This window comes from Micromonospora sp. DT15, from assembly GCF_049841475.1.
Lineage (GTDB): Bacteria > Actinomycetota > Actinomycetes > Mycobacteriales > Micromonosporaceae > Micromonospora.
On the sequence record NZ_JBNCKJ010000001.1, the window covers coordinates 356893 to 381129 of the forward strand.

Genomic DNA, 24237 nt, shown 5'->3' on the forward strand with positions numbered 1-24237 from the left:
CGGGCGTCCACAGCCGCAGGAGTGTGCCCCCGGCACGGTCGCTGCGGTCTCGACGTTAGGGGAGGCGGCCATGGCGGGGCGGCGGCACAGGTTCAGCGGTAGACCCGACGGGGTCCCGGCATGAACGCGTTCGACGTCGTGCTCCTCGCGGCCGTCCTCGTCCTCGCGGTGGTGGTGATCGGGGCCGTGCTGGTCGGCATCCGGACACTGCGCCGGATGGGCGCCGCGCCGGCACCGGAGGATCCCGCCTTCATCGCCGAGAAGGACCGCCAGGAGCAGTCCCTCGCTGCCCTACGGACCGCGGCCGACGAGGCGAACAGCACGATCGACGTGGCGAAGTCAGCGGCCGCAGCGGCCCGTACCGAGGCGGCGGCGGCGAAGGCCGAGGCGAAGGCGGCCCGCGCCGAGGCACGGCGGGTCCTCGACGACGCCCGGGCCGAGGCGGACACCGTTCTGGAACGCGCCCACAAGCAGGCCGAGGCGGACGCCGAACAGTTGCGGACGGCAGCCCGGCGCAGCGGCGAGCGGGAGGTCGCCGTACTCGCCGCCACCACCCGGGAACAGGCCGCCGAGGTGGAACGTCGGGCAGCTCGGATGGACGAGCGGGAGCGGATGCACACCGAGGAGGTGGAGCGGTTCGCCGAGCGGGAGCGGCAGCTCACCGCCGCGAAGGCCGCCCTCGCCGCCCGGGAGGCCGCGCTCGCCCAGCGCGAGGCCGAGCTGGCCGAGTCGGAGGAGCTGCGACGCCGGGAGCTGGAGCGGGTCGCCGGGCTCACCGCCGACTCCGCCCGTCTGGAGCTGGTCGACGCCATCGAGACGTCTGCCAAGCGGGAAGCGGCGCTGCTCGTGCGGGACATCGAGTCCGACGCGCGCAACACTGCCGAGCAGCGCGCCAGACACATCGTGGTGGACGCGATCCAGCGGGTCGCCAGCGAGCAGACCGCGGAGAGCGTGGTCAGCGTCCTGCACCTCCCCGGTGACGAGATGAAGGGGCGGATCATCGGCCGGGAAGGGCGCAACATCCGCGCCTTCGAGTCGGTGACCGGCGTCAACCTGATCATCGACGACACCCCCGAGGCGGTGCTGCTCTCCTGCTTCGACCCGGTTCGTCGCGAGGTGGGTCGGGTGACTCTGGAGAAGCTGGTCCTGGACGGGCGCATCCACCCGCACCGGATCGAGGAGGTCTACGACCTGGCCCGGCAGGAGGTGGAGCAGCTCTGCCTCCGTGCCGCCGAGGACGCCCTTGTCGAAGTCGGCATCACCGAGATCCACCCGGAGCTGGTGACGCTGCTCGGTCGGCTGCGTTACCGCACCTCGTACGGGCAGAACGTGCTCAAGCACCTGGTCGAGACCGCCCACATCGCCGGCATCATGGCCGCCGAGCTGCGGTTGGACGTGCCGATCATCAAACGGTCCGCGTTCCTGCACGACATCGGCAAGGCGCTCACCCACGAGGTGGAGGGCAGCCACGCCATCATCGGCGCGGACCTGGCCCGCAAGTACGGCGAGCACGAGGACGTGGTGCACGCCATCGAGGCGCACCACAACGAGGTGCCCCCGCAGACCATCGAGGCCGTGCTCACCCAGGCTTCCGACGCCTGCTCGGGTGGTCGGCCGGGCGCGCGCCGGGAAAGCCTGGAGGCGTACGTCAAGCGGCTGGAGCGGATCGAGGAGATCGCGGCCGGCAAGCTCGGCGTGGACAGGGTCTTCGCCATGCAGGCCGGCCGCGAGATCCGGGTGATGGTCAAGCCGGACGACGTGGACGACATCGGGGCGGCGGTGCTGGCCCGCGACGTGGCCAAGCAGATCGAGGAGGAGCTGACCTACCCGGGTCAGATCCGGGTCACAGTGGTCCGCGAGTCCCGGGTCACCGAGATCGCCCGCTGAGTCGGCCCGGCAGCTCGCCGAGCGGATACCGACAGACGACCGAAGGCCGCCCCGAACTGCTCGGGGCGGCCTTCGGGCCTTCTGGTCGGTGTGACGTGGCTCAGACGCCCCCGCCGCCTCCGCCCGCACCCTCGGCCTGGGACATCAGGGCCGCCGGCGGCGGGTTCTGCGCCGGGGTGCCCGCGGTCTTGCGGCCCCGGGCGAGCCGCCTTTGGACGTACTGAGCGAGCTTCGACAGCGAGTAGTTCACCACGATGAAGAGCGCGGCGATCACGACGTAGACCTGGATCGGGTTGCCCAGCACGCCGATGATCTGTTTGCCGATGTTCAGCGTCTCCTCGTAGCTGATGATGAACCCCAGCGAGGTGTCCTTGAGCACCACGACAAGCTGGCTGATCAGTGCCGGCAGCATGATCCGGAAGGCCTGCGGCAGCAGGATCATCCGGGTGGTCTGGGTCGGGGAGAGCCCGATGGCGGCAGCGGCCTCCGCCTGGCCGCCCGGCAGCCCCTCCATGCCGGAGCGGAGGATCTCGCCGATCACCACCGAGTTGTAGATGGTGAGGCCGATGACCAGGTACCAGAGGTTGTCGAAGTACAGGCCGAACTCGGGGAAGCCGCGGGCCACGAAGAAGATGGTGAGCACGACGGGCAGGCCGCGGAACACCTCGACGCAGACGCGGGTGATCGCCGACAGCACCGCGCTCAGCCCGCGCAGCAGGTACGCCAGCGGCGTCGCCGCGCCGACGAACCGCCGTCGGGTCAGGCTCTTGAGCTGGATCCGCAGGACGGCGAGCAGCGTTCCGACCACCAGCGAAGCCACGATGGCCAGCGCCGCCGCGAACAGGGTGTTCTTGAAGCCGAGGCCGATCCGATCCCAGACCTGGGAGAAGTTCTCGTTGGAGGGATCGACCAGCGGCCCCCACAACTCCAGCGAGAACTGGCCCTTGTCCTCCAGTGGCCGGTAGATCAGGAAGTACGCCCCGATCAGCAGGACCACGCTGGCGACCAGGCTGCTGATGAGGGTGATCCGCCGCTGGCGGGGGCCGGGAACGTCGTACAGGACGCTGGTCTGCCGGGTCATCGTGCCACCGCCTGTCGCTTCTCCAGCCGGTCCAGCAGGGCGCCGAGCGGCACTGTCATGATCAGATATCCGATCGAGATGCCGATGGCGACGGGGATGAAGGCGTAGCCCTCGGCCGAGGTGAGTTGATCGGCGCTCTGCGACAAATCACCGACCACCCCGAAGAAGCCGACCAGCGCCGAGTTCTTGATCATCGCAATGATCACGGAGCCGAGCGGCACCACGGAGGCCTTCCAGGACTGCGGCAGAACCACGTGCCGCAGGTTCTGGCCGAAGGTCAACCCGATTGAGCGGGCGGCTTCCGCCTGTCCGGGTGGGACCGCGTTCACCCCCGAGCGCAGCGCCTCGCAGACGAACGCGGCGGTGTACAGCACGAGGGCGATCAGCGCGAACCGAAAGTACGGAAGATCGGTGCCGAGGCGGGTGAACAGCGAGTCGAGCACCGGGACGCGGAGGAAGTCCGCGTTGGAGCCGAGCGCCGGCAGGCCGAACGCGGCGAAGAACATCACCACGGTCAGCGGCATGTTGCGGAAGACGTTCACGTAGCCGGTGCCGAGCGCGCGGAGAGGCGGCACCGGTGAGATGCGCAGCACCGCCACGATGGCGCCCAGGACGAGGGCGCCGATCGCGGCGAGGACGCAGATCTGGAGGGTGAGCCAGAAACCACCCGCAAAGACGTCGAACTTGTCGATGAGCACGTTCACGGGTCGGCGTTCCTCCCCACCCTCCAGATCGAAGGATCAGATCAGTAGCGGTTGATGGTCGGCGGCGTGCCCAGCGTGGCGCCGAACTTGCCGGCGGTCTCGTCCCAGGCGCTCTTCCAGCGACCGTCCGTGAAGATCTTCTCGAGCAGGTCGTTGATGAAGGTACGGAAGGCGGTGTCGTCCTTCTTGACACCGATGCCGTACGGCTCCTTGGTGAAGTTGTCGGTAGCCATCTTGAACGACGCCTCGTCCTTGGCGATGTAGCCGAGCAGGATCACGTTGTCAGTGGTGACCGCGTCTACCTGCTTGCCCTTGAGCGCGTCCCGGCACTTGTCGTACGTGTCGAAGAGCACCAGCTGGCTGCCGACGTCCTTGACGTGCTTCTTGATCTCCTCGGCCGGCGTGGAGCCAGTGACCGAGCAGACCTTCTTGCTGCCGTCCTTGAACGAGTCCGGCCCGGTGATCGCCGCGTCGTCCTTGCGGACCATGATGTTCTGGCCAGCCTCGTAGTACGGACCGGCGAAGGAGATCTTCTCCTTGCGCTCGTCCTTGATCGTGTAAGTGGCGGCGACCAGGTCGACAGTGCCGTTAACGATCACGTCTTCGCGCACCTTGGAGGGCGTCTCCACCCACTCGATCTTGTCCTCGGGGATGCCGAGCTCCTTGACGATGATCTTGGCGATCTCGACGTCGAAGCCCTCCGGCTTGCCCGACAGGCCCTTCTGACCGAAGCCCGGCTGGTCGAACTTGGTGCCGACCTTGATCTTCTGGGCCTTGTTCAGCTTCTCCATGGTGCTGCCGGCGGCGAAGGACTTGCTGCCAGCACCGGTGTCCCCGCCCTCGTCGCCACCACAGGCGGTGAGGCCGAGCGCCAGAGCGGCGACCGCGGCGACTGCCGCAACGCGCTTGATACGCATACTCTTCTCCTTCTTCAACGGAGCCCACCGAGTACGGCGCGCTCCACTACGGACGCCTAGTGCGTGAGGATCTTGGAGAGGAAGTCTCGGGCCCGCTCACTGCGCGGGTTCGCGAAGAACTCCGCCGGTGGGGCGTCCTCGACCAGTTGCCCGTCGGCCATGAAGATGACCCGGTTCGCCGCGTGCCGGGCGAAGCCCATCTCGTGGGTCACCACGACCATCGTCATGCCGTCGCTCGCCAGCGAGGTCATCACGTCGAGCACCTCGCCGACCATCTCCGGGTCCAAGGCGCTGGTCGGCTCGTCGAAGAGCATCGCCTTGGGCTGCATGGCCAGCGCTCGGGCGATTGCCGCCCGCTGCTGCTGGCCGCCGGAGAGTTGGGCCGGGAACTTGTCGGCCTGGTTGGCGATGCCGACCCGGTCGAGCAGAGCCAGGCCGCGCTCGCGGGCGGCGGCCGGCTTCTCCTTGCGGACCTTGATCGGGCCGAGGGTGACGTTCTCCAGGATGGTCTTGTGTGCGAAGAGGTTGAAGGACTGAAAGACCATGCCGACCTCGCTGCGTAGCTTGGCGAGGGGTTTGCCCTCAGCTGGCAGCGGCTGGCCGTCGAAGGTGATGGTGCCCGAGTTGATCGGTTCCAGTCGGTTGATCGTGCGGCACAGCGTCGACTTGCCAGAGCCGGACGGGCCGATCACCACGACCACCTCGCCCCGCCCCACCGACAGTGAGACGTCGTCCAGCACGTGCAGCGGCCCGAACCACTTGTTGACCGCGTCCAGCACGATGAGCGGTTCGCCCGTCGTCACGTCGTCCACCGTCCCCTGTCGTCTCCCGGATCGGGGTCGGTTGACCCCCGGTGCGGCCACTGTAGGCGGCCTGAAGTGGCGAAGTGCAACTCGGTTGGTCACGGAGCGGTAACACCACGCGTGGTCTGAGCGCAAGCTGTCGTGACGCATTTAGTTCGCAATGGCGATACCTATCGTTCGACGACAATGAGATTTCCCGGCTGGAGGTGCTGGCAATGCGGGAACGGCCGTCCCTTTTGCGGGCTTCGCCCCGAACCGGGCCGTGTTGTCTCGACCGGATCACAGGCGGCTTTAGGTGGTGATAGCGTCTTGCGGTAGATCCGGTAGTCAAGTATTTTATATCGACATCCACCTATCTATTGTTTTTGGAGGTTGTCGGGATGATTCGCATTGCGCCCGATGGGGCGCGGCTTGACATCGATCTTCCTCAAGAATTTGGCAAACCGGACTGGGTCTGTGTGACGCGTATTTCCGGTGTGCGCGTCCAGCGGGATTTCCACGTGACGGCAGTCGGCCAGTACCAGGTGATTCAGAAGAAGATGATGCCAGGCGCATCCAAGCGCGTCTTTGCCCGAAAGGGATACGACGTCCACCTGTACGAGGCGGCCGACCGCTCCGACAGCTGCCTGGTCTGGGTTGGCCCCTACCACGAGGCGACCACCTGGTTCGGAGCCGCCGCTCCGCGGTCCGAACTGCTCGCCTCCCTCATCAACTCGATCCATTTCGAGGACTCGGAGAACGGCGCCCAGGTCAGGCCCAGCGTCCCGCAGATGAGTCAGCAGCATGGGACGCTCGTCGCGGCCTGGAGCGAGTGGGCGTTCCTCTGCATCCGTCCCGCCGAGGAGGCCGCCGCGGTCCTGCCGGAGTGGCGAGGGCTGGTGCGCGACGATCAGGAGATCTGGCGCAGCGACCGTGGCCTTGAGGGTGCCGAGGGCGAGCGCTTGGCCGGCACGGCTTATCAGTGGCGGTATGTCGTCGCCGGCCCGCAGACGGTGACCGAGTTGACCTTCCATCCGCCGGGGAGCCCGCTTCGCCCCCAGGTGCTCTCCGACGATCCCGATCGTCGGGCGTCGGCTGTGCTCGACGGACTCCGTGCCACCTGGGCCGGGTAGTGGCTCTCTCGCTGCCAGCCGCGCTGGCCCTGCTCGCGATACTCGTCGCAGTGTTCGCCCTTGTCGCGGTCGCCGGGGTCTACTCCCGGCTCAGGCAGGTCGAACAAGTGATCGCCGATCTGACGGTCGGCGGAGGCCGGCGGGACACCCTGCCCGCATCGCTGCGGCCGCGGCCCGGGGAGTCCGCCACGGTCCTGTTGACCCTCGACGGGGAGTGCCCCATCTGTCACCGACTCGCCAAGGCGGTGGAGGAGGAGATGGCGACTGCCGCTTGGGCCGGGCTGCGTGTGGTGCGGGTCTTCAGCAGCATCGACGCCAGGGACCGGCATCCGGACGTGGTCGCCATGGAGACCGTGGCGGATCCGGACGTCTGGGCGGCGGTCTACGAGGGATACAACCCCACGCTCTCCGTCGTCAATGCCGCTGGCGAAGTGATCTTCAGGCGGTTTGTCTACGCCGACACGAACCTGACCGAACTTCTTGCCGAGGCGAGCGCCGTGGGCCTCGCGCAGGGCAAGGGTGCACCCTCCCGGGAGGCAGTATGAATCTCAGCGTCATTCCGTCCGCCGATGACATGCCTGCCGACGCCGTCTCGAGCGTCCTGGTCGCGCGTCTTCGACAGATCAAGCCGTCGCGACGGACGGTGTTCAAGGGCCTCATGGTCTCCGCGATGGCAAGCACCCTCGTGCCGTTGGACTGGGCCATCAACAAACGAGCCGCCTTCGCAGGCCCCACGAGCGAGCACACGTCCTGTCCCTGGGACTACACGCCCTCGTCGGCGAACTGGTGGAGCGGTACGGGGCAGTGCACGGGTGGCTGGCGTCGGGGTTCGTGGCCTTGCGCCAGTAAGTACCACTTCGAAGGCTTCCGTTCGTACAGCGACGAGGGCTACACCTCCAACCGCGTCACCACCTACTGCAGCAGCAAAAACGCGTGGCGGTGGAACGGTTACCGGTGCTCGGACGCGATGACCACCACCGTGTGGAACAGCGGAGAGCGTCACTACGACCTGACCATTGCGCAGTGCGCGGTGTAACAACGTGACACGTAACAAGTACGGGGATTCGGCGGAGCGTCCAGCGCTCCGCCGACACCTTCTGGACCCTCGGACCTTGGCAGCCTTGATCCTGCTGGCGGCGGCCGCGCCGCTGGCATTGAGTCAGATGCTGCCCGACCCTTCCCGCCTCCCCGCGCTCGCCGCGCTGGCTGTCGCCGGCGCGGCGGCCGGCTACGCCAACTCCGGCTCCACTTGAAGCCACAATTCAGCATTCTTGCTGACCGCGTCGGTCTGGCGCGGAAAGAGTCCGTTGTTGTATTTCGGAATCGGCCTGTTCGCCGGAGCTGTTGTTGTAGCGGTAATCGCCGCAGTCGTCGGTGGTATTGCGCAGTCTGTCATGCCGGGGATCCTTCGATGGACTCTGCTGGGGGCGATCGCAGCGGTGATACTTGCCCGTGAGTTCGGACTGGTGTCCTTCCGGATCCCGGAGAATCGACGCCTGGTGCCCGAGTCGGTGACCAGTCGGGGGCCCGAGGTGGGTGGATTCCAGTTTGGGTTCGAGATGGGCACGGGAATGCGGACCTACTCACCGTCCGCACTGCCGCACCTTTTGCTCATCGCGATCTTGCTCGTGGTTCCGTTCATTGGTGCGCTGTGCCTGGCGTTCGGATTTGCTGTCGGACGCTGGATCATGGCGGCGGGCAGCGTCGGATACGACGAAGACGGTACGTGGAGCCTGCTGTGGGCCCGGTACGCACGTCAGCTGGTTGCCGCGATGGCCGTCGTTGTCGTGATCATGGGCGTGATTGGATTGATGTGAGATTGGCAGCGTTCCCAGCTGGGTGGCGACGCATGGATCCACGGCGCATCTACCTGGTGTACGACAGCCGGTGCGGGGACTGCCGCGGTGTCGCGGGCCAGGCGGAGCACGTCATGGCACGGCCGGTTGCGTTGCGGTCGTGCCATGATCCGAACCCCGACTGGCGGACGCAGCAGGTGGCCGCCGACAGGCCCGACTGCCGCCGTCCACTGCTCGTGCTGGAGATGGAGGACGGTGACCTCGTCGAGGTTGCCGGCCTTCTCCTCTGGTGGCACGCTGCCCGGCTGGTCCATCCCGCACGGTGGTTCCCGGCGCTTCGGCTCGCGTTCCGGGTGGCCCGCCTGATGGCGACACGACAACGGCCGCCTCGCCGCCCAGGGCGCCCGGGTTGGATCAGCGGCACGTAGATTGATCACCGTTGGTGACGTCAGGTGGCGCCGTTCGGCTGCTCCCATCCGACGGGCCACCTGACGTTTCCTGAGGAGCGTGATGGAACCGGTACGGTTGACCAAGTACGCCCGCGGCGGTGGCTGCGCCTGCAAGATCCCGCCAGGCGAGCTGGAGATCATGGTGGCCGGTCTGGGCCCGGCGACCGGCACCGCCGAGTTGCTGGTCGGGTTGGACCACGGCGACGACGCGGCGGTGGTGCGCCTGGATGAGCGGACCGGCCTCGTCAGCACCGCCGACTTCTTCACCCCGGTGGTCGACGACGCGTACGACTGGGGCCGGATCGCCGCGGCCAACGCGCTCTCCGACGTGTACGCGATGGGCGGCACCCCGCTGGTGGCGCTCAACCTGCTCTGCTGGCCGCGCGACGTGCTGCCGCTGGAGTTGGCCCGTGAGGTGCTGCGCGGCGGCCAGGACGTGGCGCGGGAGGCCGGCTGTCACCTGGCCGGCGGGCACAGCGTGGACGACGACGGCCCGAAGTACGGTCTCGCGGTCACCGGCACGGTTCGCCCCGAGGAGCTGATCACTCTCGACGCCGGTCGGGCCGGGGTGCCGTTGTCACTGACCAAGCCGCTCGGGGTGGGTGTGCTGAACACCCGGCACAAGGCGACGGGGGAGAGCTTCCCGGAGGCGGTGGCCACGATGAGCGCGCTCAATCGGGAGGCCGCCCGCGCGGCGGTCGCCGCCGGCATCCGGTGCGGCACCGACGTGACCGGGTTCGGGCTGCTCGGGCACGCCTCGAAGCTGGCCCGGGCCAGCCAGGTCACGGTGGCCATCGACACCGCCCGGGTGCCCTATCTGGCCGGCGCTCGGGAGGCGCTGCGCGACGGGTTCGTCAGCGGCGGCAGCCGGCGCAACCTGGAGTGGGTGACCCAGTGGACCGACTTCGGCGTGGCGGACGAGGCGGAGCGGCTGCTGCTGGCCGACGCGCAGACCTCCGGTGGCCTGCTGGTCGCCGGCGAGGTGCCCGGCGCTCCGGTGGTGGGCGAGCTGCTGCCCCGCGGGGAACACCTGGTCGTCCTGCGCTGACCGGGGGCGGTCGACCCGCTGCGGGACACGCGGTGGCGGTGGTGCGAATGCCGCACGATACCCGATAAACTGTCACCTTCCCGCTACTCCGAGCAATGCCGCTCAGGGAAATTTTGCCCGGAATGGTCACAGACCGGTAACTTGCCCCCGGCTGGGGTCAAATGCCCCCCACCATCGTGTGTAAGGCCCGATCCGGAGGCCGGTGGGGACGAACGCAGCGAGGAGGCGGAATGACCGAGCTGTGGAACTGGAGAATCGACGGGGCTCAACCCGTGGAGGTCTACCCGGCGCTGGCAGAGGCGCTTGGTCGGGTGGTGATGCCGCTGGCGGTGGCCGACCCGGCGCGGCTGCCGGCGTACGCGGTGGTGTGTGACGTCTGGCAGGCGCCGGGCGAATTCGCGACGGTGGTCGACTGCTACGGAGTGCCCGAGCAGCTCTCCGAGCACGCGAGCATCGCCGCACTGGCCCGATTGCTGGGCCGCAACTGCCTGTTGCGCGACGACACGCTCGACGCGGGCCGGCACCTGCTCGTCGCTCCGGACGGCACGGTCCGTCCGGTGCACTTCGACGTGCGGGACACCGAGGACGGTGAGGTGCTCAGCAGGCTGCGGCTCTGCTCGCTGGGTGACCCGGGTTGTCGGGGCTGGTCGCAGTGTCACCGCTCGCGCTGGGCACCCGACACTGTCGCACCGGCGCTCGCCGCGGCCTGACCCTCCCCAGGGTCAGGCCCGGCCGGGTGCCGTGCCGGTCAGCGGCGATCAGCTGGCGGCGGTGGCCGACCGGTCGGTGGTGCCCCGCACCACCAGTTGGTCGAGCAGGACGCGCGTCGCTTCGGCCACGGCGGCCACCGCGGCGTCGAACGCGGCGGCGTTGTGCGCGGCGGGCGCCCGGAAGCCCGAGATCTTCCGGACGTACTGCAACGCTGCCGCCTCGACGTCCGCGTCGGTCACCTGCGGGGTGAACGGTTCACGCAGCGTCTTGATGCTCCGGCACATGTGAGTTCCTCCTCGGTTGGTGCGCTACTTGACCAACGATGACATCGTTGGGGCTGTTGCCTATTCTGGTGGCGCGTCAGGGCCCTCGGGCCGTCCATCACACCTCCCGTGGCGCGTCCGCGGGACCCGGAGAATCCTTGTGGACAACGCACCCACCCGCCCATCCCGTCCGGGCCTGGACGATTTCACCCATAGCCTGGACACTCCGCTGGACCTGCTCGCCGTCAAGCACGCTGATCTGGTCGAGGCGGTCCGGCGGCATGTCGTAGCGGATGAGCCAGTGCCCTCCGGCACGGTGCCCGTCGCCGCCTTCAACTCGGCCATCTGAATGGCGGCCTGTCGGTGTGGCCCCTCCGCAGCGGATGGATCATGCCGACGGATCAGCCAGTTCGTACTGAAGGTGCACAGTCGGTGCGATCTCAGCTGCGACCACTGCTATGTCTACCAGCACGCCGACCAGACCTGGCGTGGTCGACCGGTGCGGATGCCGCTGGCCACGGTTCGGGCCGTCGCGCAGCGGATCGCCGAGCACGCCCGCGAGCACGAGTTGCCGGTCGTACACGTGGTGCTGCACGGCGGTGAGCCGTTGCTGCTGGGGGCCGCGGGGTTGCGGGAGGTGCTGGCCGAACTGCGCGCGGCGATCACCCCCTGGACGCGACTCGACCTGCGCATGCAGACCAACGGCGTGCTGCTCGACGAGGAGCTGTGCCGGCTGTTCGTCGAGTACGACGTGCGGGTCGGGGTGTCCTTCGACGGCGACCGGGCCGCCAACGACCGCCACCGGGTCTTCGCCCACGGCGGCAGCAGCCACGAGCACGTCCGCCGGGCGCTGGCCCTGCTCCGTCGGCCGGAGCACCGCGTCAGCTACGCCGGCATCCTCTGCACGATCGACGTCCGCAACGATCCCGACCGGGTGTACGAGGCGCTGCTGGCTGAGAGCCCGCCCCGGGTCGACCTGTTGCTGCCCCACGCCACCTGGGACCATCCGCCGCAGCGCCCTGGCCCCGAGCCGACCCCGTACGCGGACTGGCTGGGGCGGATCCACCGCCGGTGGGTGGACGACGGACGGCCGGTGTCGATCCGGATGTTCGAGGCGTTGCGCCCGGGTGGCGGCGGCACCGAGGCGTTCGGCCTCGCACCAGCCGACGTGCTGGTCGTCGAGGCGGACGGGACCTGGGAGCAGGTCGACTCACTGAAGACCGCGTACCACGGCGCGGCCGGCACCGGTTTCGACGTGTTCGACCACTCGGTGGACGAGGTCACGCGGCATCCCGGAGTCGCGGTACGGCAGGACGGCGTCGCCGGGCTCTGCGCGACCTGCCGGGCCTGCCCGGTGGTCGACAGGTGTGGCGGTGGTCTGTACGCGCACCGCTGGCGGACCGGCTCCGGCTTCGACAACCCCTCCGTGTACTGCGCCGACCTGCTGCGCCTGATCGACACTGTGGACGCCTACCCGCCGCCCACCCCGCCCATCCCGGCCGACGGGTCGACCACCTCGCCCGTCGACGAGTTGCTGGACGACCTGGCGACCGGGCACGGGTCGGCGTCGACGCTCGCCCTGCTCGCCGCCACCCAGCTCTCCATCACCCGGGCGCTGCTGGCGGCCTCCCGGGACGGATCCGGCACCACGCCCGCCTGGGAACTGCTCGTCCACCTCGACCAGTCGGCGCCGGCGGCGGTCCGCGCTGTCCTGGCGCACCCCTTCGTCCGGCCGGGGCTGGTGCGTCGCCTTCACTCGTCGGCCCCGCCCGACCTCGGCGCGGCAGTCGACCCACTGCCGGCGCTGGCCATCGCCGCGGCGATGCGGGCCGGCGTCCCAGCCGCGTTGCACGTGCCGGTACGGGCCGACACGATCACGTTTCCCGCGCTCGGCAGCCTGGTGCTGCCCGGCCTGGGGGAGAGCGCCGAGGTAACCGTCCGACCCGGGGAGTTCCGGGTCAGGGGTGGGTCGGTCGAGCAGACGGTGCTCCTCGATCCGCTGGCGCCGCCGTCGACCGGATGGTTCCCGACCCGGGACGTGGCGGTGCCCGGTGGCCGGCTGCTCATCGAGGACGGCGATCCGTACCGCGACTGCTACGGCCAGCCGGTCCAGTCCCGCCTGGACGGTCCGGCGGCGCGGGCGTTGGGCCGTACCCTGGCCGAAGCCTGGCGGGTCGTGCACCGGGACGTGCCGGCGCACGCGGCGGCGCTCGACGGCGGCCTGCGTGCCGTCGTGCCGTTGGCGCCCGACCCGGCGCGACCCCTGCGAAGCGCCACCGCCCGGCACGCGTTCGGCGCGGTCGCCGTCACACCCCACCCCGACCCGGAGACGATGGCGGTGCTGCTCGTGCACGAGTGGCAGCACGCGAAGCTGGGCGCGGTGCTCGACCTGTACGACCTTGTCGAACCTGGCCAGAGCGCCCAGATCCGGGTGCCGTGGCGCCCCGACCCGCGGCCACCGGAGGGCGTCCTCCAGGGCGTCTACGCCCACCTCGCCATCACCCAGGTCTGGCAGTCCCGGGCGGTCACCGACGGCGGCGACGCGTCCGCGCACGCTGCCCACTTCCTGGCGTGGACCCGGGACGGTGCGGACGCACTGCTGGCCAGCCGGTCGCTCACCGCGGCGGGTGAGCGGTTCGTCGGCCGGCTGCGCCACGCCTTGGAGGAAACCCGTGCCGGGGCCGGCTGAGCGTCTGCCGTCCACACTGGGCCGTCTCCGCCTCGCCGACGACCTGCGGGCGCTGGGCGTCAACCCAGGTACCTGCCTGCTGGTGCACTGCGGCCTCCGTCGGGTGGGTCCGCTGGAACACGGCCCGGCGACCCTCGCCAGCGCGCTGCGCGAGGTCCTCGGCCCGGCCGGCACGCTCCTGGTGCCCACCCACACCGACGGCAACTCGACCACCTCCCGGGCCCACCTGGCGGCCGTCGCCGGGATGAACCGCGCGCAACGCGACCGGTACGAGGCGGCGCTACCGGGCTGGGACCGCCGGACCACCCCGTCGCAGCGGATGGGGGTGCTCGCCGAGTACGTCCGGCGTGCCCCCGGTGCCGTGCGCAGCGACCATCCGCAGACCTCATTCGCCGCGCTCGGCCCGCAGGCCCGGCAGCTCACCGACGGCCACGACCTCACCTGCCACCTCGGGGAGCGCTCACCAATGGGCGAGCTCTACGCGGCCGACGGGCAGATCCTGCTGCTCGGCCTCGGCTACGAGGCGTGCACCGCACTGCACCTGGCCGAGTACCGGCTGCCGGTGCCGCCACCCGAGCGCGACTACCACTGCTTCCGGCTTGTCGACGGGCGGCGGGTCCGCCTCGACTTCCGGGCTCTCGACCTGGACGACCGGGACTTCCCGGCGGTTGGTGCCGCGCTCGACGAGACGCCGTTGGTGCGGCATGGTCGGATCGGGCAGGCAAGCGCACGCCTGCTGTCAGTGCGTGCCGCCGTGGACTTCGCGATCGACTGGTTCAACGTGCACCGTCTGGCGGCGCGCCGGTGAACCGGGAGGGCGGCACCGCTGACCGCCGCGGAGCCTGACCTGAGCTCGTACCTGGGCGAGCAGCCGCCAATTGGTCGGATGTACGACACCGGCGGTCTCGTCTGATTTCTCGGGCTCGGCAAAGACCCGTGCGGCGCGCTGCCGATACCCGCCACAGTGGCCTTCGTCGTAGAGTGACGAGGCGGCAACCGGGTCTGTCCTCGGCATTGACGAACGCCTTAGGCTGAAACTCCGGTCGCTTTCCGGACGGCGGAGGAACGACGGTGAGCGAAGCGGTAGCAGTCGCTGATACGCGAACCCCGCTGTTCTTCGTGAGCTATTCACGTCCGCAGATCCGGCGCGCCGGTAACACGCCCCAGGAATACCTCTCGCGGTTCTTCGACGACCTCTCCACCCACGTCAGCGAGCTGGTCGGCCTGCCGACCGGGGTCGACCCCGGATTCATGGACAGCTCACTGGGCGGCGGTGAGCGTTGGACCCCCGAGTTGTTGCGCGCCGCCGGGACCTGCCAGGTGTTCATTCCGCTGGTGTCCAGCTCGTTCATCAGCAGCACGTGGTGCGCCATGGAATGGCACGCCTTCGCGCGGCGTCAGATCGAACCACGCGTCCCGGGCAGCTCAGCGCACGAGACGGCGATCGTGCCCGTCAACTGGTCGCCGACCACCGAGTCGTCGCTGCCGCCGAGCATTCGTGCCATCCAACGGTTCTCGCCGACCGCGTTACCTGATGACAACACCGTCGCGCGCCAGTACGAGCAGGAAGGGGTCTACGGCTTGCTGACCATGCAACGGGAGCAGGCGTACCGCGCGGTGGTGTGGCGTCTCGCCCAGCGGGTGGTGGCGATCCATCGGGCCTATCACGTCCATCCGCTGGTGCCCGCGGGCATCGATGAGCTGCGCACGCTCTTCACCGAGGAGGCAGCCGCATGACGCCGCTCACCGCCGAGGGGCGGGCGCCGACTCGCCAGACCTACTTCTTCCTGAGTTACGCGCATTCCGCGCCGCTGCTGGGTGCCCGCACCGACACCGACGTCTGGGTCGACCGGTTCTTCGCGGATCTGTCGGGTGAGGTGGGTCGGCTGGTGTCCCCGCGACCGGGCGTGGAGATCGGTTTCATCGACCAGTCCATCCCGCCGGGCGCCGACGTGAAGGCGGCCCTGGCGGACGCTCTCGGCGCGGCCCAGGTGTTCGTGCCGCTCTACTCGCCGGGCTACTTCAGCCGATCATGGGCGCTGGGCGAGCAGGAGTCCTTCCTCACCCGGCTGCTCCGCGCGGCCGGCGAGCCGGCGTCCCAGGTCGTGCCGGCCGACCACGTGGCGCCGGTCCTCTGGATCCCGGTGCCCAGCTGGGAGGAGCATCCCCAACTCGACGCGGCACTGGACCTGGGTCGGGACGTGCCCGAGTACGCCGAGAACGGCATGCGTGCGCTCTGCATGCTCGGCGCGTACCAGCAGCCGTACCAGATCCTGCTCGGGCGGCTGGCCCGGCGGATCGTGGAGCCCACCCAACGCATCTGGTTACGTCCGTCCCGGGCGCCCACTCTCGATGTGTCGCGGCGGATCGCGGCCAACCCGGACTTCGTGGTGACGGTGCTGGCACCCACCCGAGACCGGCCGCCCGAGGGGCGGGAGGCGTCCTGGTACGCGGAGAGCAGCCGGCTCTGGCGTCCCTTCGGGGCGCGGCAGGAGCTTCCGGTGGCCGAGTACGCCGCGAGCATCGCCGAGCGGCTCGGACTGTCGGTGCACACGAGTGACTTCGCCGACGCCGGGGACCTGCTCGAGATCCGCCCCGGCGCGCTTCTGATCGACCCGTGGTTCACCGAGCTTCCCGGCGGCGTACCCGCTCTGCGGGCCGCCGCGCGGGCGCTGCCGCCGTGGGTGGTCCCGCTCGTGGTGACCGACGCCGACGACCCGCGCGACGCGCACCGCGGCGCCGACCTGGCGCGGCTGGTCCTGGGCGTGCTGCAGGACGCGGGCGCGACGCGAGCGCGGTGGGTCGGTCGGACGGACGAGTTCGCCGGGCTGATGCCGACAGTGGTGACCGAGGCCCGGCGGCTCTACCTGAAGCACGGCGCGGTGTTCCCGGCACCGGGGCCTGTTACCCGGCCGCCCAGCCTTCGCAACCCGGCCCCGTCATCGTTCGAAGCCCCGGAGATGCCCGATGAGCACTGAGCGCGACGGTCAGATAGTCACCTTCTACTCGTTCAAGGGCGGAACGGGCCGGACGATGGCGCTGGCCAACGTCGCGTGGATCCTCGCTGCCAACGGCAAACGGGTGCTGGTCACCGACTGGGACCTGGAATCGCCCGGACTGCACCGCTTCTTCCACCCCTTCCTGGACGTGTCGACGATCGGCGGCACGGCCGGGGTCGTCGACCTGATCCGGGACTACGAGTCGGAGACCATCCGCGAGGCGGTACGGCCGGAGGGCTGGGTGGAGCAGTTCGCCCGGGTCAACCGGTACGCCTTCTCGCTGGCCTGGGAGTTTCCCGGCGGCGGTGGGTTGAACTTCCTCTCCGCCGGCCGGCAGAACAGCGATTACGCCGTTTCGGTGAACGGACTGGACTGGGACACCTTCTACCACCGGTTGGGCGGTGCGCAGTTCTTCGAGGCCCTCCGGGAGGACATGAAGCGCGAGTACGACTACACCTTGATCGACAGCCGGACGGGGCTCAGCGACGTCGCCGACATCTGCACCCTGCATCTGCCGGATACCCTTGTCGACTGCTTCACCCTCAGCGACCAGGGCATCGAGGGTGCCGCTCAGGTCGCCAGAACCGTCGCCGTGCACCCCTCGCGCCGGGGCATCCGGATCCTGCCCGTGCCGATGCGGGTCGACCAGGCGGAGAAGGAGAAAGCCGACGCCGGGCGTGCGCTCGCGATGCACCGCTTCGCCGGTCTGCCCACCGGGATGACGGAGGAGGATCGGCGCCGCTACTGGGCGGCGGTGGAGGTGCCGTACCGGCCCTTCTACGCGTACGAGGAGACGTTGGCGACCTTCGGCGACACGCCGGGCTCGCCCACGTCGCTGCTGGCGGCGTTCGAGACGCTGACCGCGCAGTTGACCAACGGCGAGGTGCACGCGATGCCGCCGATGGACGAGTCGGTGCGCGAGCGGGAGAAGGCCCGCTTCCGGCGTCGCCACAAGCTTCCCGGCGACGACCTCATGCTCCGCTACGCACCGGAGGACGCGGTCTGGGCGGAGTGGATCGAGCGGGTGCTCAGCTCGGCGCAGATTCGCGTCGTCGACGGAACCCAGCCGATCGAGAGCGGCGCCCGCCTGCCGGCCCGTACCCTGACCATTCTCTCCCCGGCCTACGTGGCCCTGCCCCCCGCCGCGTTGCCTCCGCGGGACCCGACCGTCGACACCACTCCGCTCGCGGTCTACGTGAGCGATTTGCGGCCACTCGCGGAGTTCGCGGTGGCCTCCTCCACCCAACTGGCCAACATCACCGCGGCGACCGCCGCCGAGCGGCTACTTCGGCTGGTGGGGGGCCCGTTGCCGCTCCGCCTCGATGGCCGGGCGGACGGCGGCCTGCGTTTCCCGGCCGCCGAGCCGGCCGTCTTCGAGGCCCCGAACCGCAACGCGCGGTTCACCGGACGGGAGAATGAGCTGGCCCTCCTGCGCCGACACCTGACCGGACCGGTTGCCGTGCCGGTCGCGTTGCAGGGGATGGGTGGGGTCGGCAAGACCGAACTCGCCCTGGAATACGCGCATCGGTTCAAGTCCGCCTACGACGCGGTGCTCTGGATTTCCGCCGGCGCGACGGAGTCGATCGGCGCCGACGTGGAGAAGTCGCTGGCGGCCTTCGCCGACCGACTCGGCGTCGGTGGCAACCCGGACCAGGCGGACAACGCACGCGCGGTGCTGGAGGCGCTGGGGCGGGGTGAGCCCGGGCGGTGGCTGTTGGTGATCGACAATGCCGAGGAGGTCGACCCGTTCAAGCGATTCCTGCCGCGCGGCGGGCACGTGTTGCTCACCTCGCGCAACCAGGGTTGGGGGGAGCGGGCCACGCTGATCCAGGTCGACGTCTTCGCCCGTAAGGAAAGCGTCGCCCACCTGCAACGTCGGGTGCCCACCCTCACCGAGCAGGAGGCGGACCGGATCGCCGACGCGCTCGGGGACCTGGCGGTCGCGGTGGCCACGGCCGGCGCCTACCTGGCCGACACCGGTACCTCGGTCGACGCGTACCTGGAGCAGATCGAGCGGCAAGGTCCCAGCGCCCTCTCCGTGGAAGCCACCTGGGATCTTTCGTTGGCGCGGCTGCGCGCCCAGTTCCCGGCGGCCTACCGGCTGTTGCAGCTCTGCTCGGTGCTGGCCCCCGAGATAGACCTGGGCCTGCTCTACAACGACGAGATGGTGAAGACGTTGGCGCCGTTCGATCCCGCGGTGTCGGAGCCCATGATGATCGGGCGGCTGGTCCAGCGGATCAACCGGTCGGCGCTCCTCACGATGAACATGTCCGAGCAACGGATCCTGGTGCACCGGTTGCTCCAGGCGGTGGTCCGGGGCGGAATGACCCCGGACGAGATCGCCGACACCCGACACCGGGCGCACCTGGTGCTGGGCAAGGCGTGGCCCGGCGGTGACGCCGACGATCCGCGTACCTGGGACAGGTTCCGCAGGCTCTGGCCGCACATCGAGGCCTCCGGCGCGATGGGCAGCAAGGACGAGTCGGTCCGGGAGCTGATGATCGACCGGGTGCGGTATCTCTGGCGTCAGGGAGAACTCGACGCGGCGAACGCGTTCGCCAAGGAGGTCGACGCGGTCTGGTCAAAGCGGCGGGACCGCCTCTACGGCACCGAGGAACTCGCCACGTTGCGTCGGCAGTTGCTGCACCTGCGCTTCAACCGTGCGAACGTGCTGCGGGCGCTTGCCCACTACGTCGAGGCCCACGACCTGGACCAGGAGACTCACGAAGCGCAACGGGCGCTGCTGGGTGACAGGCATTCGCACACCCTGATGACCGCCGGCAGCCTGGGTGCGGATCTGCGGGCACTCGGCCGCTACACCGACGCGATCGAGCGTGATCAGGAGACCTACGACGCGTGGAGTGAGGAGTTCGGCGAATACCATCCGCGCACGCTCTTCGCGGCCAACAACCTCGCACACTCCTATCGCCTGGTGGGCGACTTCCGCTCGGCGCGCAGTCGGGACGAGGCGGTGTTCCAGCTCCGCCGGCAGGTGCTCGGCCCGGAACATCCGTACACAGTGCACTCGGCCGCACAGCTGGCACGCGACCTGCGGGAGGCCGGTGAATACGCCAACTCGGCCAAGATGCTGCGCACTGTGCACGAACAACTCGCCAGCCTGAAGGAGATCGGCAGCGAGGCGGGGGACACGCTGAACGCTCAGGTCAGTCTCGCGGTGTCGCTGCGGAGCGCGGGCCAGTTGACGGAGGCAGCCGGACTGCTCGACGCGGCGTACCCGGTGCTCGAGGAGAAGTTCGGGCGGGACAATCCCGAAACGCTGATCTGCCAGGCGGCGCTGGTCGCGAATCTGCTGGCACTCGGCGAGACCGAACGCGCGGTGGCCGAGGCGACGCAGGTGGCGAGGATCTACGAGCAGCGGCTCGGGGCCACCCACCCGCACACCCTTGGCGCGCTCAGCAACCTCGCCGTGGCGCAGCGGGCCGTGGGCCGGGTTGCCGAGGCCCGCGCGACGGCCGGACGGGCGGCCGGTGCGCTGCGCGAGGCGCTCGGTCCGGACCACCCGCACACCCTCGCCGCTGAGGAGAACCTCGGCATCTGCCTCGCCGAGGAGGGGGACCGGGACGCCGCACTCGACCACCTCCGCGCAACCGCCGAGCGTTGGCTGGCCGCGTCCGGGTCGCGCCATCCGGACGCCCTGCGTTGCCAGGCGAACCTGGCACTCGTCGTGCGCGAGAACGTGGGCGACCGGCCGCCGACGGCCGCCCCGGTCGTCTCGTTGGGCGAGGTCGTCGGGGCCGACCACCCGGGCGTGCGGGCGCTGCGGGACGGGCGCCTGGTCGCACGGATCATCGACCCTCACCCGTTCTGAGTTCCAACGACACCAGACCGGGCCCACCGCGTCCCCACGGAGCATGCCGATGAACAACGATCGCGAAGGCCAGGTCGTCACCTTCTACTCGTTCAAGGGGGGAACGGGTCGGACGATGGCGTTGGCCAACGTGGCCTGGATCCTGGCCGCCAGCGGCCGGCGGGTGCTCGTCGCCGACTGGGACCTCGAGTCACCCGGTCTGCACCGCTTCTTCCACCCGTTCCTCGACGCCGAGGCGATCCAGGGCACCAGCGGTGTGATCGACATGATCCGTGACTACGAGTGGGAGACCACCCGGGTCGACAACCGACCGGACCGCTGGATGGAGCAGTACGCCCGGGTCGGGCGGCACGCGTTCTCACTGCGCTGGAACTTCCCCGGCGACGGTGGTCTCGACTTTCTCTCCGCCGGCCGGCAGAACAGCGACTACGCCGTCTCGGTGAGCGGGCTGGACTGGGAAAACTTCTACAACCGGCTGGGTGGGGCGCAGTTCTTCGAGGCACTGCGGGCGGACATGAAGCGCCACTACGACTTCACCCTGATTGACAGCCGGACGGGGCTCAGCGACGTCGCCGACATCTGCACCCTGCATCTGCCGGACACCCTTGTCGACTGCTTCACCCTCAGCGACCAGGGCATCGACGGCGCGGCCCGGGTGGCGCACTCGGTGCGGGACCGGTACCGGCGGCGCGAAATCCGGGTCCTGCCGGTGCCGATGCGGGTCGACCAGGCCGAGAAGGAGCGGGCCGAGGCGGGTCGCCTGCTGGCCATGCGCCGGTTCGCCGGCTTGCCGGCGGGGATGACCGAAGCGGAGCGGCGGCGTTACTGGGCCGCGGTGGAGGTGCCGTACCGGCCGTTCTACGCGTACGAGGAGAAGCTAGCGACTTTTTGTGATCCGCCCGGCTCGCCGACGTCACTGCTGGCCGCGTACGAGACGTTGACCGGGATCCTCACCGACGGCGCGGTGACCGCGCTGCCGGTGATGGACGAGTCGGTGCGGGAGCGGGGCACGGCCCGTTTCCGCCGCCGCACCGAGGCGATCGACGACCAGATCGTGCTCCGGTACGCACCGGAGGACGCCATCTGGGCCGAGTGGCTGGAGCGGGTGCTCAGCTCCGCCGGGCTGCGGGTGGTGGACCCGACAGCCGCCGTCGGATCCGCCGGCACGCTGGCCCCGCGCACGCTGACAGTGGTCTCAGCGGCCTACGTCGCGACGCCGTCCGGCAGTCTGCCCGACCGGGACCTGAGCACCGGCTCCACGGCCCTGGCCGTGTACGTCGCCGACCTGCGCCCGCTTGCGGAGTTCCAGTCGCAGAGCTCGACCAACCTCGTGAACGTGAGTGCCGCGACCGCTGTGGAACGGGTGTTGCGGCTGGTCGGCCGGCCGATGCCGTCGTCGGCGGACGGCCCGGCGGGCGGGACTGCCCGCTACCCCGGCACCGAGCCGTTGGTCTTCAACGCTCCCAACCGGAACGCCCGGTTCACCGGCCGGGAGGACGACCTTGCGCGGCTACGCACGCAGTTGCAGAGCGGGGGCAGCGCGGTGGTGCTGCCGGTCGCCCTGCAGGGCATGGGTGGCGTCGGCAAGACGCAGGTGGCTTTGGAGTACGTGCACCGGTTCAAGGCCGCGTACGACGTGGTCTGGTGGGTCGTGGCGGACCCGCCGCAGTTCGTCGACACCGCCCTCGCCGACCTCGCCGGCCGTCTCGGCATCCTCGGGCCCACCCTTCCCGACACGGTCCGGTCGGTGCTGCAGGTGCTCGGCCGTGGCGAGCCGTACGGGCGGTGGCTCGTCGTGTTCGACAACGCCGAAGAGCTCGACCAGATCGAGCCCTTCCTGCCGCAGGGCCCCGGGCACGTCCTGCTGACCTCCCGCAACCGCGCCTGGGGTGACCGGGCGAACCCGATCCAGGCGGACGTCTTCCACCGCACCGAGAGCGTGGCGCACCTCGCCCAGCGGGTGCCCACTATCAGCGCCGACGAGGCCGACCGGGTGGCCGAGGCGCTCGGCGACCTGCCGATCGCGGTGGCCGCTGCGGGCGCCTGGCTCGCCGACACCGGCACGTCGGTCGCCGACTACCTGCGGCAGATCGAGCGGCACGGCCCCAGCGCGCTCTCCGTGGAGGCGACCTGGGACCTGTCGCTGAACCGGCTGCTCGACCAGGCGCCGGCCGCGTACCGGCTGTTGCAGCTCTGCTCGGTGTTGGCCCCGGAGATCGCCCTCGAACTCATCTACAGCGACGAGATGGCCGCGGCCCTCGTGCCGTTCGACCCGTCGGTGTCGGAGCGGCTCATGCGCGGTGCCCTGGTCCAGCAGATCAACCGCCTGGCACTGCTGAAACTGGACGTTCAGGGCGGCCGGGTCCAGGTGCACCGGCTGTTGCAGGCGGTGGTCCGCGACCGGATGACCGACGACGAGATCGACGCCGCCCGACACCAGGTGCACCTGGTGCTGGCCGCGTCTCGACCCCGTGGCGACGTGGCCGACCCGACCACCTGGGCCCGGCTACGCATGCTCTGGCCGCACCTGGAGGTCTCCGAGGCGCTGACCTGCCCCGATGAGTCGGTGTGCCAGCTGCTGATCGACCGCGTCCGCTATCTGTGGCAGCGCGGTGGTCTGGACCAGGCCGACGGGTTGAGCCAGGAGCTGGACGACACCTGGAGTGCCAGGCTCGGGGACACGCACGACGAGGTCGAGGCGTCGGCGCTGGGCCGCCAACTGTTGCACCTGCGGTTCAACCGGGCGAACATTCTGCGCAGCCGGGGCCGGTTCAGCGAGGCCAGAGACCTGAACGAGGCGGTGCTGGCCGAGCAACGCCGACTCCTGGGCCCGCTGCACCCGCACAGCCTGATGACCGCTGGCAGCCTCGGCGGTGACCTGCGGGCGCTCGGCCGCTACGCCGAGGCCCTGGAACGGAACCGATCCACCTACGCTTCCTGGCTCCAGGTCTTCGGCGAGGACCACCCCGGGACGTTGAGCGCGGCAAGCGACCTCGCCGTCTCGTACCGGCTGGTCGGCGACTACCGGTCCGCCCGTCGCTGGGACGACGAGGTGCACCAGCGGCGGCGGATGGTGCTCGGCCCCACGCATCCCTACACCCTCGTCTCCGCCGTGCGGCTGGGCAGCGACCTGCGGGAAGCTGGGGAGTACGACAGGTCGGCGGCCCTGCTGCGCACCGTGTACGAGACGTACTGCGAGGTGCTCGGGCCGGATGACGGCCAGAGTCTCGCCGCTCAGGTCAACCTGGCGGTGTCCCTGCGCAGCTCCGGTCGGGGGACCGAGGCCGCTCCCATGTTCGAGACGGCCTACCGCGAGCTCGACGAACGCTTCGGCCCGGACAGTCCAGATACGGTGGCGTGTCGGTCGAGTCGCGCGGCTAACCTGTTGGCCGTCGGTGACGCGGCTCGGGCGCTGACCGAGATGACCGCGGTGCGGCAGGCGTACGAGGAACTGCTCCGGCTCGGCCCGGTGCACCCGCACACCCTGGCGACGCTGAGCAACATCTCGGCCGCGGAGCGCGCGCTCGGCCGGAGGTCGGACGCGCTCGCGTCGGCGGTCCGGGCGGTCGGCGAGTTGCGCAAGGTGCTCGGTCCGGACCACCCGCACACCCTCGCGGCGGAGGTCAACCAGGCGGTGTGCCTCGCCGAGGAGGGTGACTGGGAGTTGGCGCGGGACCGGCTGCGGGAGACCGCCGGCCGGATGGCCACGGTGATCGGCGCGGAGCACCCCGACACGCTGCGCTGCCTCGGCGATCTCGCCCTGGTGGCCAAGCGGCCCGGCGACGCCAGCGCCGAGGACGTCGGCGTCGTGGCGGACCGACTGGCCGAGGTGATCGGTCCGGAACATCCCACCGTGCAGACCCTGCGCGAACGGAGGTTCGTGGTTCGGGTGATCGACCCACACACCATCTGAGCGGGGCGTTCGGCGGGCGGCCGGCCGTCCGGGGTG

The 24237-nt window shown here is 70.0% G+C and carries 21 protein-coding genes; 16 read left to right on the forward strand and 5 right to left on the reverse strand.

From position 1 onward, the window contains the following. Positions 1–120 precede the first annotated feature (120 nt). On the forward strand, positions 121–1887 hold the full coding sequence (gene rny, locus ACLQ3F_RS01635; RefSeq protein WP_357195141.1) for a ribonuclease Y: 1767 nt from the start codon (positions 121–123) through the stop codon (positions 1885–1887). A gap of 100 nt (positions 1888–1987) precedes the next feature. Here the strand turns inward: rny and ACLQ3F_RS01640 are convergent, their stop codons facing one another. From ACLQ3F_RS01640 to ACLQ3F_RS01655, 4 genes are read right to left on the reverse strand one after another with little or no spacing between them, the layout of a single operon-like run. Next, positions 1988–2968: an amino acid ABC transporter permease gene (locus tag ACLQ3F_RS01640; RefSeq protein WP_357208133.1), complete on the reverse strand. Its 981-nt coding sequence runs from the start codon at positions 2966–2968 to the stop codon at positions 1988–1990. Next, complete coding sequence (locus tag ACLQ3F_RS01645; protein ID WP_357208135.1) at positions 2965–3672, reverse strand: amino acid ABC transporter permease; 708 nt, start codon at positions 3670–3672, stop codon at positions 2965–2967. Before ACLQ3F_RS01645 ends, ACLQ3F_RS01640 begins: the two co-directional genes overlap by 4 nt. A 41-nt stretch (positions 3673–3713) precedes the next feature. Beyond that, positions 3714–4589 (reverse strand): glutamate ABC transporter substrate-binding protein, encoded by an 876-nt coding sequence (locus tag ACLQ3F_RS01650; protein WP_357208137.1) that lies wholly within the window; start codon positions 4587–4589, stop codon positions 3714–3716. Between the two features lie 56 nt (positions 4590–4645). Beyond that, positions 4646–5401, reverse strand: a complete 756-nt coding sequence (locus ACLQ3F_RS01655; RefSeq protein ID WP_238660654.1) for an amino acid ABC transporter ATP-binding protein — start codon at positions 5399–5401, stop codon at positions 4646–4648. Positions 5402–5772: 371 nt separating this feature from the next. Between ACLQ3F_RS01655 and ACLQ3F_RS01660 the strand changes: the two genes are divergently transcribed. From ACLQ3F_RS01660 to ACLQ3F_RS01695, 8 genes are all read left to right on the forward strand, one after another. Continuing rightward, positions 5773–6504 carry a hypothetical protein gene (locus tag ACLQ3F_RS01660; protein ID WP_425845338.1) on the forward strand — a complete coding sequence of 244 codons (732 nt, stop codon included), beginning with the start codon at positions 5773–5775 and terminating at the stop codon, positions 6502–6504. Beyond that, positions 6504–7049, forward strand: coding sequence for a hypothetical protein (locus ACLQ3F_RS01665; RefSeq protein ID WP_425845341.1), 546 nt, complete (start codon positions 6504–6506; stop codon positions 7047–7049). The genes ACLQ3F_RS01660 and ACLQ3F_RS01665 overlap by 1 nt, the downstream gene beginning before the upstream one ends. Further along, positions 7046–7540: a hypothetical protein gene (locus ACLQ3F_RS01670; protein ID WP_357263409.1), complete on the forward strand. Its 495-nt coding sequence runs from the start codon at positions 7046–7048 to the stop codon at positions 7538–7540. Before ACLQ3F_RS01665 ends, ACLQ3F_RS01670 begins: the two co-directional genes overlap by 4 nt. Before the next feature lie 76 nt (positions 7541–7616). After that, positions 7617–7757, forward strand: coding sequence for a hypothetical protein (locus ACLQ3F_RS01675; protein ID WP_357207917.1), 141 nt, complete (start codon positions 7617–7619; stop codon positions 7755–7757). 18 nt (positions 7758–7775) lie between these two features. Beyond that, positions 7776–8321, forward strand: coding sequence for a hypothetical protein (locus tag ACLQ3F_RS01680; RefSeq protein WP_425845344.1), 546 nt, complete (start codon positions 7776–7778; stop codon positions 8319–8321). A 113-nt stretch (positions 8322–8434) separates the two neighbouring features. Next, positions 8435–8728, forward strand: coding sequence for a hypothetical protein (locus tag ACLQ3F_RS01685; RefSeq protein WP_425845345.1), 294 nt, complete (start codon positions 8435–8437; stop codon positions 8726–8728). A gap of 82 nt (positions 8729–8810) precedes the next feature. After that, entirely contained in the window at positions 8811–9797 is a 987-nt protein-coding gene (gene selD, locus ACLQ3F_RS01690; RefSeq protein WP_425845347.1) for a selenide, water dikinase SelD, read from the forward strand. A gap of 230 nt (positions 9798–10027) precedes the next feature. Continuing rightward, positions 10028–10507 (forward strand): hypothetical protein, encoded by a 480-nt coding sequence (locus tag ACLQ3F_RS01695; protein ID WP_091400520.1) that lies wholly within the window; start codon positions 10028–10030, stop codon positions 10505–10507. Between the two features lie 48 nt (positions 10508–10555). Here ACLQ3F_RS01695 and ACLQ3F_RS01700 read toward each other — a convergent pair whose 3' ends face one another. Further along, positions 10556–10792 carry a DUF2277 family protein gene (locus tag ACLQ3F_RS01700; RefSeq protein WP_355009924.1) on the reverse strand — a complete coding sequence of 79 codons (237 nt, stop codon included), beginning with the start codon at positions 10790–10792 and terminating at the stop codon, positions 10556–10558. 139 nt (positions 10793–10931) lie between these two features. On the opposite strand from ACLQ3F_RS01700, the gene ACLQ3F_RS01705 reads away from it, so the two are divergent. The 7 genes from ACLQ3F_RS01705 to fxsT (ACLQ3F_RS01735) all read left to right on the forward strand — a co-directional run bounded on the left by ACLQ3F_RS01705 (position 10932) and on the right by fxsT (ACLQ3F_RS01735) (position 24201). Continuing rightward, positions 10932–11120 (forward strand): hypothetical protein, encoded by a 189-nt coding sequence (locus tag ACLQ3F_RS01705; protein ID WP_425845349.1) that lies wholly within the window; start codon positions 10932–10934, stop codon positions 11118–11120. Further along, positions 11121–13460, forward strand: a complete 2340-nt coding sequence (locus ACLQ3F_RS01710) for an FxsB family cyclophane-forming radical SAM/SPASM peptide maturase (protein ID WP_425845352.1) — start codon at positions 11121–11123, stop codon at positions 13458–13460. Then, positions 13444–14268 carry an aminoglycoside N(3)-acetyltransferase gene (locus ACLQ3F_RS01715; RefSeq protein WP_425845355.1) on the forward strand — a complete coding sequence of 275 codons (825 nt, stop codon included), beginning with the start codon at positions 13444–13446 and terminating at the stop codon, positions 14266–14268. The genes ACLQ3F_RS01710 and ACLQ3F_RS01715 overlap by 17 nt, the downstream gene beginning before the upstream one ends. Positions 14269–14579: 311 nt before the next feature. Continuing rightward, on the forward strand, positions 14580–15197 hold the full coding sequence (locus tag ACLQ3F_RS01720; protein WP_425845358.1) for a TIR-like protein FxsC: 618 nt from the start codon (positions 14580–14582) through the stop codon (positions 15195–15197). Then, entirely contained in the window at positions 15194–16438 is a 1245-nt protein-coding gene (locus tag ACLQ3F_RS01725; RefSeq protein WP_425845360.1) for a TIR-like protein FxsC, read from the forward strand. The genes ACLQ3F_RS01720 and ACLQ3F_RS01725 overlap by 4 nt, the downstream gene beginning before the upstream one ends. Next, positions 16428–20288: an FxSxx-COOH system tetratricopeptide repeat protein gene (gene fxsT / locus ACLQ3F_RS01730; protein ID WP_425845363.1), complete on the forward strand. Its 3861-nt coding sequence runs from the start codon at positions 16428–16430 to the stop codon at positions 20286–20288. The genes ACLQ3F_RS01725 and fxsT (ACLQ3F_RS01730) overlap by 11 nt, the downstream gene beginning before the upstream one ends. A gap of 49 nt (positions 20289–20337) precedes the next feature. After that, on the forward strand, positions 20338–24201 hold the full coding sequence (gene fxsT, locus ACLQ3F_RS01735) for an FxSxx-COOH system tetratricopeptide repeat protein (protein ID WP_425845366.1): 3864 nt from the start codon (positions 20338–20340) through the stop codon (positions 24199–24201). The last annotated feature ends 36 nt before the right edge of the window (positions 24202–24237 follow it).